Genomic DNA, 13,796 nt, shown 5'->3' on the forward strand with positions numbered 1-13,796 from the left:
CTCTTGTCAATCCGCTTCGCCCCGCTCGCCAACTTCGTCGAAGGCCTCGGGGATTTCCTCCAATGTGTCCAGGTCCACTTCTGCAAGGATATCGGCCAGGTTCCGGTTTGTCTTTGACGCAATCTCAAAAAGCGCCTTCGTGTTCACAGGTTTCGAGTAGACGTATTTCAGGAATCCGTCATGTTTCCGTTTGTTCATGTATTGTTCTTTTTATTCCGGCGACGCGGCCGGTTCGCAGGTAGAACGGTTCCTACCTACTTATATACACGCAGCAAACGTCTCTCTTGCACAAGAAATCTTTGTAAAAATTACTTTTCCCCTCTCGCGGGGAATTCCTGGATCCAATCGCAGCTTCGCCTCCATTTGCAAAAAAAAGACCCTTTCGGGTCCTAATGGCAAGAGCGTCCCGTTTTTAAGATCGTTGCTAAGATTCCGAAACAAGTTCGGAATGACGTTTCGCTACATTCGAAAAGACTTGACTTTCCTCTTGCATTTCTCGACAAATTAAGTTATCTTTGGCCTCGTTTTTTGGCATAGGGTTTTCGAGGTTCATCATGAGATTTCTTGCAGTTACGCTTGCAGGGGTGCTTTTTGCCTGTAGCGAAAATGTTTCTTCTTTCGAGGTCGGTTTTACAAGGGGCGAGCCCCTAGCCCAAACGGCAGCGGTCAGCTTTCCGGCAGACAAGTATACAGAGGCCTACTCCGGAATACTAACAAATTCTCTTACCCCCCCCCCCCCATTTGTGCACTAGTTGTTCCGAAGGTTCGGAATATTGGCTGAACGACTCGGCAATCTCCAAAGACGAATACCTGGCCAGAGTCCAGGATTACGAACAGCGCGACCTTTCCCGCAGCACCTATACCCAGCCGATCGTCGACAGGCCCCCAATGGAGTACCCCTACGATGGCTGGACCTATCGCTTTTCTTACGGTTCCACAATTCCATTTAGCGATTCCCGCTACACGTCCATCACTACCATAAATTCCCAGAACGGAATGGACCAGATTCCGGAATCATCCCTTAGGGGGAACGGGGTCAGTGTTTATTGGATGGGCGAAGCACTCCCCCTGCCTTCTGGTTCGCCCAACGTGGTCCAGCCGGACTACAGGAATTACAGGCGCTTGCCAGAAGATATTTTAAGCTCCACGCGTCAGGTTCAGCTGATCGGGGTCTTGGCGCCAAACGTCTGCATTACGGGAATCGACTTTATTTTCAATTACGTCAATGGCCATCAGCCGATCCTACCCAATAATCCGATGGTCAACGATATCCGTAGCGGTTGCGGCAGCTACTATCTCGGTGCCCACGTTTTCAACGATACCAGCAATCACAATATCGGCTATAATGCCGAAGCCGCCGTTCTCGACGACTACATATACAATACTAGAGTCATAATGCTTGCGTCTAACGGAGAACTATACGGAACACGGTTCCATCCTAATTCGGCGGGGAGCAGCCACAACGCCATTTCTGTGGCGGGCATCAGCACCCAGACTTTGTTGCTGGCAAGTATCGCCACCATGCCCCAGGTAGTAAATGCCGACAAGATCTTTTTGCCTTCGGAATCCCAGATTGTTGTCAAGAGGCATCTGACGGTGGCCAGCGAATATACCACCTACATGGTCGACGACCCTATTACGGGGAGCATGCGTTCGGCGGCGGCAACGGCCTATACGGCGGGCATGCTGGCCAACTTGCTTTCGGACCATCCCTTTTACCGCTGGCACCCCGAGGTCGTAAAGGCCCTGATGTTGACCACCAACGTTTCAAATGGAGGCACTCCCGATTACGTGGCCATGACCCACAACAATGTTTCGCGCTACTGGGTCGGGGGCAACGGCGACCATTTCGTAAAGGCAGATTCCGCCAACGTCGAAGAGATTTACGTACCCGATGCCGGGCCGGTTCGCGAAGGGGCCACCTGGCGCATGGCCATCGCCTGGCTCACCCGTGGCGATTATCCCCTTAGCCACGAATCGCTACAGCAAGAGATGAGCCTGAGCGTAAACGTGCTGAATGCCCGGGGCGAAATTCTGGAATCCTACACCGCCGACAAAGAAGGCCAGGGGCACCAGGTTCTAAACTTCAAGATTCCCGCCGGAGCCACCCGCGTCGAGTACGCCATCCGCCGAACCCAAAACAAAGGCGGCCGCACCCTGCTAGGCTTCAACCTGCATATAGAATAAAAAAAAGGAGGTTGCACCTTGGCGGGGCAACCTCCATCTCCTTTTAGGTTAGATGTTAGTTATATAGGCTTCCTGAACGGGGTCTTCCTTTTTTACCGAAGGTCCGATGGGTAATCTTGTCTAGGGCAGTCAGGAACTTGTCACACTGCATGTCGAAATTCAGTCCTGATTGCAAATCCGCATTCCCTGTCAGCACCAAAAAGAGTTTTGTACACTCCTGGCGTAATTCCGCCTTGGTGCCGTATCCGGCTCTGTCGTGGCGCTTCTGAGCAATTTCATAGGCGGCCATGAAACCTTCTACAAAGACCTCTACACGTTCTAGGCGCTGCTTGATGTCGCTAGATTCATAGACTTCGGCATTGTTAGGGTCCTCCCCCAAAGTCTTGACATCAAGGATTCTTCTCTTGACTACCACGGTCGCTTCTGCAGGCACCAAATCTTCGATTACGATCCCATCCTGGATTACGCTACACACCCGTTGCGCAAAGGCAGCCCATTCCTCGTTTGTATTGTTCTGCAGGGCCCCTACGTATCTTGCGAAGTTTCTGTATAGTCCGAGCTGATTGTCAAAAAGTTCGCCCAAGGTCAGGATAGCGGCAGCGCTCCGTTCGTTGTCAATCACAATTTCCAGGTTCGCGACCCTGGCCCTGTAATTGCGGAGCAGCCTTCCAAAAGCTTCCCGCTTAATACAGGAACTGGCTTCCAGGACTTCCTTGTGGAACTTCAAGAATTCATCATCACTCATCTTTTGGGGTCTAAAGAAACTCATGCTAGTCATTCTTTGTTTTTTCTCCTTTTCAAGAGGTTGTTACGCCACCTCGGTCATCACGTCAGACACAACTTCCGTTGTACTTTCAGCAGCCTGTTCTGCAGTCTGATTGGCATTCTGTTCGCCCTTCTGGGCATTGGTCTTGCCACGATACAGATAGCGGATTTCATTTACAGCAGCAGACACATAGCTAACGAATCCCGTACAAGAAACATCTGCCTTGACCGTAGCAATATATTCCGCCAAATGGAAGGTTCTGTAGAACTGGACCATACATTCTTCACGCAGATCCTTGTTTTTCAGGGGGACACGATTTGCGCGTTCAACACGGCAGTCATTTCTAAGGTCAGAATAATTTGTCTGGATTTCTGTAAGAGTATTCACCCACAGTTCCAATTCACTACCGGCATAAATGGCGGCGTATTCTTCCTTAGCGACCACATCTTTCACATGATCCAGAGACTTTTTGACCATGCTAGAAATGGCGTCGCGATTGACCGCAGCCGTATAACCGAAGCTCTTGACCAACTTCCAGATTTCGTTACCTAAAGCACGCTGGGTTTCGTTGGGGTGAACAGTCAGCACCTTCACATAGTTACGAAAACCACGGAACTGAACAGTACGTTCTACACCCGAAACAGATGCATCATGCTTCGCCATGATTTCAGAAACATTACGAGTGTAATCAACGAACTTCTGAACTGCGATTTCGTAGCTTGCCACCTGAGCAACCATTTCTTTAAGAGTGATACCCGAAGCAGAATTGATCACATTCCTATGGAAAGCGATGAAGTTATTGTCATTAAGTTTGCTTGCATTAATGATATTGTTATTAGACATATTAATTTATCCTTTTTAAGTTGTCTTGTTTATGTTATCAAAATAATCATTCATTTATTCTGACAACGGCCATAAGATACAAAAGTAGAACACCCAAAAACGGGCCCCTCAAAAAAAATTTTTCCTTCATTTTTTTCCATGAAAACATGGGTTGGGTGTATGAACGGGCCATTTTGGTGTATGAACGGCCCGATTTGGCGTATGAACGAGCACTTTTTTAAAAATCAACTTTTTATCAACAGGATGTCAACACAAGACGTAAAGTTGTCAAAATGGCGAAATTTGCTCAAAAACGCCATTTCCATATATTCCAACTTGGAATATATGCCTTCTCCAAAAACCCTCAAAATTGACCATTTTTGCATCCAAAATGCACTTGATCCGATAAATTGCCCTCGAAAATTTCTTTTAAACCGCTTTATATCCTGCGAATTCGCATCAAAATATCTTTTAATTTCCATCGGCACGATCGATAGCGCATCAAAATATCTTTTGATTGACTTTGTATCCGACAAAAGCGAATTAAAAGTTCTTTTAATCCGCTTTGCATCCGTCAAAAGGGCTTTAAAAGTTCCTTTAACCGGCATCTGCCCAATAAAAACCGCTTGAAAAGTTCTTTTGACCTGCCCTGCATCCGACAAAAGCGGGTTAAAAGTTCTTTCAACCGGCATCTGCATGATAAATACCGCTTGAAAAGTTCTTTTGATCTGCGTTGCATCCTGCGAATCCGCATCAAAATATCTTTTAATCCCCATCGGTACGATAAATAGCATTCCAAAAGTTCTTTTTAAGCGCCTTGCATCGGATCAATCGAATTTCAGCAGAAATCATCACCAGCTTAGCAACAGACACGATTTGACATGTAATTTTTCTACATTGCCATAGCTTTTGATGAAAAATTGTGCGAGGGTTTTCTCAGAAAGAAATTATCGGATTCCTTGTTTTTTTCCTATTCCCCTCAAAATCCATATTCACCAGAAACATAAAAATCAACTTTCAGAAAAGAGGTTTTTTATGGAAAAGTTCATCGTTTCTTGGTTTGTAACCTAGCGAGGCAAAGAAGTGCTTCTTTAAAAGCTGATTTTGTGAAGTATCTCATATAATCTCTATATCTACACTAAAAAAAAGCATTTTCCACCCTATGTAATTCTTTACATTTTGTGTTTTTGATTTCTGCACTTTTTATAAAAAACATGAAGTTTTCTATTGCCAAATCATAGGGTTTGAGCTACTTTATGAAGGTAATTTAATAAGTCTAATTCGAGTCGAGACGCCAGTCAAAACTGCAGCCGGCCGCATCCTACAAGGAGGCCGCCATGGCCCAAAAAAGTTTTAGTGTTCTAGATCTCAGAATTTCAAGTCTCCGCTCCGCCTACGAAAAGGGCGAAACATCGCCGCGAGAAGTTGTCCAAAAATTGCGCGACGCCATGGAGGCGGCCCCCAAGGAAATCTGGATTGCAAAGACCAGCAGGGAACAGCTGGAAAAATATCTAACCGCATTGGAAAGTGTCGCCGGCAGCGGCAACGGTTTCAAGATTCCTGCAGATAAGCCTTTGTTCGGTATTCCCTTTGCCATCAAGGATAACATCGACTGCGAAGGCATGGAAAGTACTTCGGCCTGCCCCGCCTACGCCTATATGCCCAAGAAGTCCGCGTTCGTGGCGGAACGTTTGATCGAGGCGGGAGCTATTCCCATGGGCAAGACCAACATGGATCAGTTTGCCACGGGGCTTGTGGGCGTGCGTTCCCCTTACGGATGCATTCCCAACAGGTATGCGCCGGAATATGTTTCGGGCGGAAGCAGCAGCGGTTCTGCCGCCGCATTGGCCTACGGTCTTTGCAGTTTTTCGCTGGGTACAGATACGGCAGGCTCTGGACGAGTTCCCGCCGCATTCAACAAGCTTGTGGGAGTAAAGCCTACCCGCGGCTTGCTTAGCACCAGCGGCGTGATTCCCGCTTGCCGCAGTCTGGATTGCGTCAGCATTTTTGCATTGGATAACAGCGACGCCCGCTATGTATTGAACATCGCCGGGGCCGAAGATAGCGAAGACGCCTACTCACGAGTGGCCCCCTGGAACGAGGCTGCCGTGAATGCAAAGGGGGCTGCCGTGAACGCAAGGGGGGCTGCGCCGAGGCTCCCCGAAAATTGGACTTTCGGTGTTCCCGAAGAAAGCGAGCTGAACTTCTTTGGGAATGAGGGTTACAAGGCGGCCTTCTACCGCGCCGTCGAGGCATTCGAAAAGGCTGGCGGTACCAAGGTGACGATTCATTTTACCCCCTTCCTGGAAGCAGCCCGCCTGCTTTATGAAGGCCCCTGGGTTTTCGAACGCTACGATGCCGTGGGCAAGTTCATCGAGGAACATCCCGATGAAATCTTCCCCGTTACCAAGCAGATCATTAGCCCCAAGGTAACGCCCCACCCCTCCGAAGTTTTCGCCGGGTTCCACGCCTTGCAAGCCAAGAAGAAAATCGCCGACCGTGAATTCGCCAAGGTAGATGTTCTGCTTACGCCTACGGCCGGCACCATCTACAAGACAGCCGAAGTGAACGCCGACCCCATCAAGCTGAACAGTAACTTGGGTTATTATACCAACTACATGAACTTGCTGGATTATTCTGCATTGGCTATCCCCGCAGGCGTGGCCGACAGCACCGACCCCAACGCACCCAAGCTCCCCTTTGGCGTAACCATCGTAGGCCACGCTTTTGATGATTTCAAGTTGCTGGATGTCGCCGAAAAGGTAACGCCCTTCCTTAGCGAAAAGATTCCTCTGGCGGTGTGCGGAGCCCACCTGAAGGGTGAACCTTTGCATTATCAATTGGAAACCGCAGACTTTTTAGGTGCTGCAGAGACTGCTGCCGAATACAAGATGTACGCCTTCAAGGATGGCACCATCCAGAAGCCTGCCATGATCGCCGGCAACAGCAGCTTCTATGTGGAGCTTTACGCCCTTACTCCCGAAGAATTCGGCAAGTTCGTCGCCGCCATCCCAGCCCCTCTCGGCATCGGAAAGATCAAGCTTTCTGACGGCCGCATGGTCCCCGGATTTATCGGCGACGGAAGCATCTCGGTAATGGCCTTCGAAGGAACCGCCACCGACATCTCCGAATACGGCGACTGGCGCAAGTACGTTCATAAATAAGAACTTTATTCATCTCTACAAAAAAAACTGCACCGTTACGGCGCAGTTTTTTTTTGCAATAATATGCCAAACAGAATTATTTGTCCGCGAGCATTTCCAACATTTTTTTAGCTTCCTCTATTTTATCTTCAGAAACCCCAAGAGAACGCATAACTTGAATGACATCTGCATGACCTTTTTCTAACCCTTGTTCAATGCCTTGCTCAATGCCTTTTTTCAAGCCTTCATTGATGGCATCGTCAATGCAGCAATCGATATCATATTGAGTCATCATAGAAAAAGCCTGCCTTTCAAGAATCTCTTTTGGAGTCCTGCGGATGCGCAGCCGTTCATAAGCGTCGCGGATGGCGGATGAGAATGCTTAGAATATAAAAACATATAGTTTAACAGGCAATACCCCAAACATTGAACTTGGCACCCACTTCATAAATAAGAACTTTAAACCTCTCTATAAAAAAACTGCACCGTTACGGCGCAGTTTTTTGTTATTATATTGAGAGTATGGTGAATATTCCTGAAACATTGCTGCAGCAGATAATTCAATTTGCAAAGGTATGCAAGTTGAATCGTGTTGTGTTGTTTGGATCTCGAGCCCGAGGCTCTCATAGAGATCGTAGCGATGTGGATTTGGCCGTTTTCGGAAAGAATGTCGCTGAATTTCAGTTTATGCTCGAAGATGAAGCAGATTCCCTTTTATCATTCGACGTTGTTGACATGGGAACCGTTGTCTCTCAGAAACTGAAGCAGAATATAGAGCGAGAAGGAGTTTGCCTTTATGCAGAAGTTTGAAAATAGAAAACAACGAAGAGAATAAGCTTTAGTTTATAACAAAAACCCGTCTCGGCTTTCACCGGGGCGGGCTTCTTGTTATGTGGAGTTCAAAGGGAGTCCCCGACGGAGTCGGGGATTTTTGTTAGTTAGCTTTTACAGCGAAGAGGCATTGGCCGGAGCGGATTTCGCCGCCTTGCTTGCCAAAGACCTGAGTGATGACGCCGTCTTCGTCGGCAACCACCGGGATTTCGGTCTTCATACTTTCGAGGATGGCAAGGGTGTCGCCGGCCTTGAACTTGGCACCCACTTCAGAAACCACCAGTTTCCAGAGGGAGCCTGCCACAGGGCTGTACACGCCTTCTTCGCCATCGGCCAAGGTGACTTCTGCCGCGGGGGCGGCATCGGCACTGTGACTTTCGAAAGTAAACTGACCATTTGCAATCCAACGCTGTTTTTCTTCTTCAAAGGCGTTCTTGCGCTTGGTTTCAAAAGCTTCGATAGAAGTAGCGTTATCGGCCAGGAACTTTTCGTATTCGGTGATGTCGAAGGAACTTTCCACAATCTTCACGTGGAACTTTCCGGCGATAAAGTCCTTACGCATCTGCAGGAGTTCATCGGCGCCCACTTCATAATACTTGACCACGTCAAAGAAGCGGAGCAGATAAGGCAAGGTGAAGTCGCTGGTTTTCTTGAAGCGGTTCCACATCTGCACGGTGCGACCGACGAACTGGTAGCCACCAGGGCCTTCCATGCCGTAGACGCACATGTATGCGCCACCGATACCTACCGCGTTTTCCGGAGTCCAGGTACGGGCCGGATTGTACTTAGTGGTGACCAGGCGATGGCGAGGATCCAGTGGAGTTGCCACAGGGGCGCCCAGGTAAACGTCGCCAAGGCCCATGACCAAGTAGTCTGCGTTCAGCACAATGTCCTTCACATCGGATATGGCATCCAGACCGTTGACGCGGCGGATAAATTCGATATTGTTGGGGCAGCACCAAGGAGCACCCGGACGAACGGTAGTGACGTACTTTTCAATAGCCACGCGAGTTTGTGGATCGTCCCAAGAAAGTGGCAAGTAAACCGTACGGGTGGGAACCTTGGTGACCTTATTCTTCTTCAAGTGTTCTGCAAGGTCTGCCAACTTCTTGAGCATTTCTCCCTGACGGATCTTTGCAATATCGTAATGGATCTGGATAGAGCGAATACCCGGAGTAACGTCAATCACTACATCGGCCAGCTGTTCCTTGACAGCGAGCATCCAGGCGTGTGCGGTAAAGCGGAGGCGAAGGTCGATAATGGCGGGGCCAAATTCCACCAGCACATAGTTGTCGCCATCGGCACGAACAACGATGTGTTCCATTTCGCTTTCCTTGTGGAATTCCGCAATAATGGGCGTTACCACGGGAGCGGCAACGAGAGCAGGAATTGCAGCGGATGCAATAGCCACGTTAGCGAGATTTGCTTCACGAGCCAGGCGAATTTCTTCGGCCTTTTCTGCAGTCAGCGGGATAAACTTTACATGGTCACCGCTACGGAGCTGACCCATCTTCCAGAGTTCAGAAGATACGATGGTGACGGGGCAAGCAAAGCCACCGAGACTGGGACCATCCACACCCAGGATAATGGGCATGTCACCGGTAAAGTCTACGGTACCTACAGCGTAGGCGTTGTCGTGCAGGTTAGACGGATGAAGGCCAGCTTCACCACCATCGGGGCGAGCCCACTTCGGCTGAGGTCCAACGAGACGGATACCGGTTCTAGAGGAGTTGTAATGGACTTCCCAGTTGGCGGCAAAGAATTCGTCGATGTCTTCCTGAGTCAAATAGTCGGGTGCGCCATGGGGACCATACATCACGCCGATTTCCCACTGGGTGGTAATCTGCGGGAGAGCTGCTTCTGCGGGAACCACAGGTTCCGTTGCAATGGCGTTACCGATGTGGAGGATATCGCCTGCGGCAAGGGCACGACCGCCGTGGCCGCCGAAACCGCCCAAGGTAAAGGTAGACTTGCTTCCCAGATAATCGGGAACATCGATACCACCGCGAATGGCCAAGTAGGCACGCTGACCCATCTTGGTTATGCCGAACTTCAGAACGTCGCCATCATGAACTTCCACAGGAGTGTTCTTGGGGCATGCGGCACCATTCAGCTTTGCAGGAAAATCACCGCCCACCCATGCGATTACGGTATCGGTATGGAAAGCGAGAGAGCATCCGGAAAGAGTCATTTCGATGCCGGCAGCGTCTTCGGCGTTACCCACAATCTTGTTGGCCAGGCGGAAGCTGTAGTTATCCATAGGACCGCTAGGAGGAATACCTACATCCCACAGTTTCAAACGACCCGGATAATCCTGGACCGTAGTCTGGAGGCCCGGAGCCAGAACTTCGAAAATCTTGTTTTCGTACTTGTAATCGTTCAGAATCCAGGTGGAAACCTTACCGCTAATAAAGTCGTCCATTTCAAGGACATCCTGAAGGAGCTTGATGTTGGTTTCAAAACCACAAAGCTTGACCTGTTTCAAAACTTCACGAGCCTTGGCGATGTTATCGTCACGGTCAACGCCCGCAACAATTACCTTTGCCAGCAGAGGATCGTAGAAGGCGCTGACCTCGGTACCGCGGGAAACCCAAGTATCTACGCGGATGCCTTCCGGGAAGGAAACTTCCGTAAGGAGGCCGCTGGAAGGGCGATAGTTCTTGCCCGGATCTTCGGCGTAAACGCGGAATTCCATGGCATGGCCCTTGGGAGTAAACTTTGCGCCAATTTCGAAGGGGCGAATTCCTGCAGCCTGCTCAATCATCCAGCGAACAAGATCCACGCCAAATACGGTTTCGGTGACGCCATGTTCCACCTGCAAGCGAGTGTTTACTTCCAGGAAGTAGAATTTGTCATCCTTGGCGTCGTAAATAAATTCTACGGTACCTGCGGAACGGTACTGCACACCTTGTACCAGGCGGAGGGCGGAAGCATGCAAAGCTTCGCGGGTCTTTTCAGGAAGGCAGGGCGCCGGAGTTTCTTCTACAACCTTCTGGTTACGACGCTGTACAGAACAGTCGCGTTCACCGAGAATGACGGCATTACCTTCGCCATCACCGAACACCTGGACTTCTACGTGGCGACCACGTTCCACATACTTTTCGACGAAGAGTCCCGCATTCTTGAAGTTGTTTTCGCTAAGGCGCTTGATGCGGTCGTAGCTTTCACGAAGTTCTTCTTCGCTGCGGCAGATGGACATGCCAATGCCGCCACCGCCTGCAGTACTTTTCAACATTACAGGATAGCCGATCTTGGCTGCACCGGCTGCGGCTTCGTCAACGCTGTTCAAAAGACCTGTGCCCGGAACCAGAGGCACTCCAAATTCTTCAGCAAGTTCCTTACTGCGGTGCTTTAGACCGAATTCAATCAGCTGCTTGGGAGTGGGGCCAATAAAGGCGATGCCATTTTCTTCCAAGGTCTTTGCAAATTCAGCATTTTCACTTAAGAAGCCATAACCCGGATGCACCGCTTCGGCACCGGTCTGCTTGATGGCGGCAAGAATTGCATCCACATTCAGGTAGCTATCCTTAGCGGCGGCAGGTCCCACGCGAACGGCTTCATCAGCCATCAAGACGTGAGCGGCAGTTTCGTCGGGATCGGAATAAACCGCAACAGACTTGACGCCCATTTCCTTAAGAGAACGAATCACACGGCAAGCAATTTCGCCACGGTTCGCAATCAATACTTTCTTAAACATTTTTAGTTCCTTTTTATCCACACAACAATTTTTTGGTTTGAGGACGGCCTACGGCCTTTTAGGTATCAGGCCGCGCTTTCGCGCTCTCAGGTCATATTATTCAACCTCTAGGTGGCAAAGCCACCGACCTCATACCTCAAGCGAAGCGTTCCTCACGCCTTACTTCCCTGCCATGATGTTTAGTAGCCGGGAAAGAGCGCCATTGGGATTTTCCAGTTCCGTAAGGATTGAAAAATGGTCATGGCCATCTAGCAGGGAATAGCTTCCCGGTATACGTTCCGCAGCTCGAAGAGCCGCAAATTCAAGACTCTGACGGCGCAGTTCCGGAAGTTCCTTGCTTCCAGAAACAACGATTACAGGTTTTCTCACAAGGGGGGCGCGAGCAGGACTCAGGCGAAGAATCTCTTCGGCAGTCAACTGCAATTTTTTATTCAGGTAGCTCTTGGAAATAGGCTCCAAATCATATATGCCGCTAATGGCCAAGGCTCCCTGCACACCCGTTTCGTCGAGAACAGAAGTGCAAAGGTGACCGCCGGCAGACCAGCCAGACACATAAATACGATCAGCATCAAAGCCCAGTTCGTCGGCACGGCTGCGTAGAACCTTTATGGCCAAACGGATTTCGTAGACGATTCCCGTCAAGGGCATTTCGGGAGCCAAAGTGTAGCCTATGTTCGCTACGTTAAATCCGTTGGCCAAAGGGCCCTGTGCAAGAAAGCGGAAAGTTTCCTTGCAACGCATCTGCCAATAGCCACCATGAATAAAGACAAACAGGGGGGCCTTTCGATTACCACAGCTAAAAAAGTCGAACTTGTTCCGAGGGTGAACATCGTAGGTCATGTCTAGGGAAGAAGCGAATCTTCTGGCCAAGGCATCGCTACGCAGGTCGAACCCCTTCAGCTGAATGGCGCTATCGGCAACGGCATTGGTATTGTCGTAACCGGCGTCCAACTCGGCCTGGGTAAATCCACGGTAAACAAGTTCACTCATTTTACACCCTACTTGTCAAACACCACCATGCGAATGGGAGTGGGGTTGTAATCGTTACAGGGGTTGTTCAGCTGGGAGCAATCCGAAAGCAAGAACAGGATATCCATATCCACGCGCATTTCGATGTACTTGCCCGGGCCAGAAATGCCGTCGGCAAATTCAAGGCGGCCAGCATCATCCAGAATCACCTTGGTAAAGAAATTCAGGTTGCAAGTCTGATCGCGCTTACTCATGCCAAAGTTTTCCAGCGTACGCACGAAGGTGTCGCGGCAACTATGCATATAGCGGGTCTTGTCCGTATAGCGAACGCAGTTGCCTTCTGCAGAGCATCCACTGCCAAGAGTATCGTGCTCGCCGCAGGTATCCGCAATCACCGTCAGCATGGGGTTGTTGCGGTTGCTGCGAATCACCGTACCCAATTCAATCATGGTGTTGGCCTGGGCGGTAATGGTGTTGTTGGCATTATAGCGTTCAGTCTTGTCGTGCTGATTATAAATCTGCACGTCGCCAGACTGGTTTCCGCAAACGTCGATCATGCGAAGAATCTGTCCCTTCTTCAGAGGCAGCATGTAGCCGTCGCCCGCATTCACCGTTACATCGAAGACGGCGTCTTCAATCTTTCGAGAACTTTCAAGAAGTTTGGAATTCATAATTCATTCTCCAAAAAATTGCAAGAACTAGTCCCAAATCAGCATGCGGACGGGGGTCGGATCGTAAGCATTGCAGGGGTTGTTGAGCTGCGGGCAGTTGCTAACGACTGCAAGCACATCCATTTCGGCACGCATTTCCACATACTTGCCCGGGCTAGAAATACCGTCGGCAAAGTTCAGGTTGCCCTGTTCATCGAAGGGCACGTACATGAAGAAGTTCAGGTTGTTGACCTGATCGCGCTTATCCAGATTTTCGGTTTCCAGAAGGACCTTCAAAAAGGATTCGCGGCAGGCGTGCATATAACGCTTGTCCAAAGCGTAACGGCAAGTATTGCTTTCGCAGGAGCAGGCGGAACCCAAAGTGTCATGGTCACCACAAGTGTCGGCAACAACAGTGAGCATGGGATTGTCATCGTTGGAGTAAAGCTTGGTGCCAACGCCTACGAGACAGTTGGCCTGACGCTGCACGGTCTGCTGAACGCTATAACGTTCAGAAGGATCGTTTGCGTTAATGAACAGAGTATCTACAGCCTGGTTCCCCTTCAGGTCCAGAATGCGGAAGGTCTGACCTTTTTTAATCAGATGGAGCCAGCCAGCACCAGCCTGCACATCTTCAGAATAAACGGCATCTTCTTCTTTCAGCGAACTTTCAACATATTTTGTATACATCTTATAAACCCTTTTTTTTTTTTTACTTTCCGCTCATACCT

The 13,796-nt window shown here is 49.6% G+C and carries 12 protein-coding genes; 3 read left to right on the plus strand and 9 right to left on the minus strand.

Annotation, left to right across the window (positions count from 1 at the left end; translation table 11 throughout):
* Positions 1 to 6: 6 nt before the first annotated feature.
* The gene (locus BUB73_RS11385) at positions 7 to 198 is read right to left on the minus strand and encodes a hypothetical protein (RefSeq protein WP_073285984.1); all 192 of its coding nucleotides are present in this window, start codon (positions 196 to 198) and stop codon (positions 7 to 9) included.
* 543 nt (positions 199 to 741) lie between these two features.
* On the opposite strand from BUB73_RS11385, the gene BUB73_RS11395 reads away from it, so the two are divergent.
* Positions 742 to 2,187 carry a hypothetical protein gene (locus BUB73_RS11395; RefSeq protein ID WP_073285990.1) on the plus strand — a complete coding sequence of 482 codons (1,446 nt, stop codon included), beginning with the start codon at positions 742 to 744 and terminating at the stop codon, positions 2,185 to 2,187.
* A 55-nt stretch (positions 2,188 to 2,242) separates the two neighbouring features.
* On the opposite strand, the gene BUB73_RS11400 is transcribed toward BUB73_RS11395, so the two are convergent.
* From BUB73_RS11400 to BUB73_RS11410, 3 genes are all read right to left on the minus strand, one after another.
* The gene (locus BUB73_RS11400) at positions 2,243 to 2,956 is read right to left on the minus strand and encodes a hypothetical protein (protein ID WP_139259200.1); all 714 of its coding nucleotides are present in this window, start codon (positions 2,954 to 2,956) and stop codon (positions 2,243 to 2,245) included.
* Between the two features lie 39 nt (positions 2,957 to 2,995).
* Positions 2,996 to 3,796, minus strand: coding sequence for a DUF6261 family protein (locus tag BUB73_RS11405; RefSeq protein ID WP_073236835.1), 801 nt, complete (start codon positions 3,794 to 3,796; stop codon positions 2,996 to 2,998).
* Between the two features lie 224 nt (positions 3,797 to 4,020).
* Positions 4,021 to 4,569 carry a hypothetical protein gene (locus tag BUB73_RS11410; RefSeq protein ID WP_073285992.1) on the minus strand — a complete coding sequence of 183 codons (549 nt, stop codon included), beginning with the start codon at positions 4,567 to 4,569 and terminating at the stop codon, positions 4,021 to 4,023.
* Positions 4,570 to 5,112: 543 nt separating this feature from the next.
* On the opposite strand from BUB73_RS11410, the gene atzF reads away from it, so the two are divergent.
* On the plus strand, positions 5,113 to 6,939 hold the full coding sequence (gene atzF / locus BUB73_RS11415) for an allophanate hydrolase (RefSeq protein ID WP_073285995.1): 1,827 nt from the start codon (positions 5,113 to 5,115) through the stop codon (positions 6,937 to 6,939).
* Positions 6,940 to 7,015: 76 nt separating this feature from the next.
* Here the strand turns inward: atzF and BUB73_RS11420 are convergent, their stop codons facing one another.
* Positions 7,016 to 7,213: a hypothetical protein gene (locus BUB73_RS11420; protein WP_073285998.1), complete on the minus strand. Its 198-nt coding sequence runs from the start codon at positions 7,211 to 7,213 to the stop codon at positions 7,016 to 7,018.
* 227 nt (positions 7,214 to 7,440) lie between these two features.
* Between BUB73_RS11420 and BUB73_RS11425 the strand changes: the two genes are divergently transcribed.
* Positions 7,441 to 7,728, plus strand: a complete 288-nt coding sequence (locus tag BUB73_RS11425; protein ID WP_073236847.1) for a nucleotidyltransferase family protein — start codon at positions 7,441 to 7,443, stop codon at positions 7,726 to 7,728.
* A gap of 124 nt (positions 7,729 to 7,852) precedes the next feature.
* Here the strand turns inward: BUB73_RS11425 and uca are convergent, their stop codons facing one another.
* From uca to BUB73_RS11445, 4 genes are all read right to left on the minus strand, one after another.
* Positions 7,853 to 11,446: an urea carboxylase gene (gene uca / locus BUB73_RS11430; protein ID WP_073286000.1), complete on the minus strand. Its 3,594-nt coding sequence runs from the start codon at positions 11,444 to 11,446 to the stop codon at positions 7,853 to 7,855.
* 159 nt (positions 11,447 to 11,605) lie between these two features.
* Positions 11,606 to 12,436, minus strand: coding sequence for an alpha/beta hydrolase (locus tag BUB73_RS11435; RefSeq protein WP_073236853.1), 831 nt, complete (start codon positions 12,434 to 12,436; stop codon positions 11,606 to 11,608).
* A gap of 8 nt (positions 12,437 to 12,444) precedes the next feature.
* Entirely contained in the window at positions 12,445 to 13,086 is a 642-nt protein-coding gene (locus BUB73_RS11440) for a DUF1989 domain-containing protein (protein ID WP_073160338.1), read from the minus strand.
* Positions 13,087 to 13,113: 27 nt separating this feature from the next.
* Positions 13,114 to 13,755, minus strand: a complete 642-nt coding sequence (locus tag BUB73_RS11445; RefSeq protein ID WP_073160336.1) for an urea amidolyase associated protein UAAP2 — start codon at positions 13,753 to 13,755, stop codon at positions 13,114 to 13,116.
* Positions 13,756 to 13,796: the final 41 nt, after the last annotated feature.

The organism is Fibrobacter sp. UWH6 (assembly GCF_900142465.1).
Lineage (GTDB): Bacteria > Fibrobacterota > Fibrobacteria > Fibrobacterales > Fibrobacteraceae > Fibrobacter.

Bases quoted from the DNA above. Each gene is read 5' to 3' on its own strand.
- BUB73_RS11385 (WP_073285984.1), bottom strand. From the start codon at position 198: ATGAACAAACGGAAACATGACGGATTCCTGAAATACGTCTACTCGAAA.
- BUB73_RS11400 (WP_139259200.1), bottom strand. From the start codon at position 2,956: ATGAGTTTCTTTAGACCCCAAAAGATGAGTGATGATGAATTCTTGAAG.
- BUB73_RS11405 (WP_073236835.1), bottom strand. From the start codon at position 3,796: ATGTCTAATAACAATATCATTAATGCAAGCAAACTTAATGACAATAAC.
- BUB73_RS11410 (WP_073285992.1), bottom strand. From the start codon at position 4,569: ATGCTATTTATCGTACCGATGGGGATTAAAAGATATTTTGATGCGGAT.
- atzF (WP_073285995.1), top strand. From the start codon at position 5,113: ATGGCCCAAAAAAGTTTTAGTGTTCTAGATCTCAGAATTTCAAGTCTC.
- BUB73_RS11420 (WP_073285998.1), bottom strand. From the start codon at position 7,213: ATGATGACTCAATATGATATCGATTGCTGCATTGACGATGCCATCAAT.
- BUB73_RS11425 (WP_073236847.1), top strand. From the start codon at position 7,441: ATGGTGAATATTCCTGAAACATTGCTGCAGCAGATAATTCAATTTGCA.
- uca (WP_073286000.1), bottom strand. From the start codon at position 11,446: ATGTTTAAGAAAGTATTGATTGCGAACCGTGGCGAAATTGCTTGCCGT.
- BUB73_RS11435 (WP_073236853.1), bottom strand. From the start codon at position 12,436: ATGAGTGAACTTGTTTACCGTGGATTTACCCAGGCCGAGTTGGACGCC.
- BUB73_RS11440 (WP_073160338.1), bottom strand. From the start codon at position 13,086: ATGAATTCCAAACTTCTTGAAAGTTCTCGAAAGATTGAAGACGCCGTC.
- BUB73_RS11445 (WP_073160336.1), bottom strand. From the start codon at position 13,755: ATGTATACAAAATATGTTGAAAGTTCGCTGAAAGAAGAAGATGCCGTT.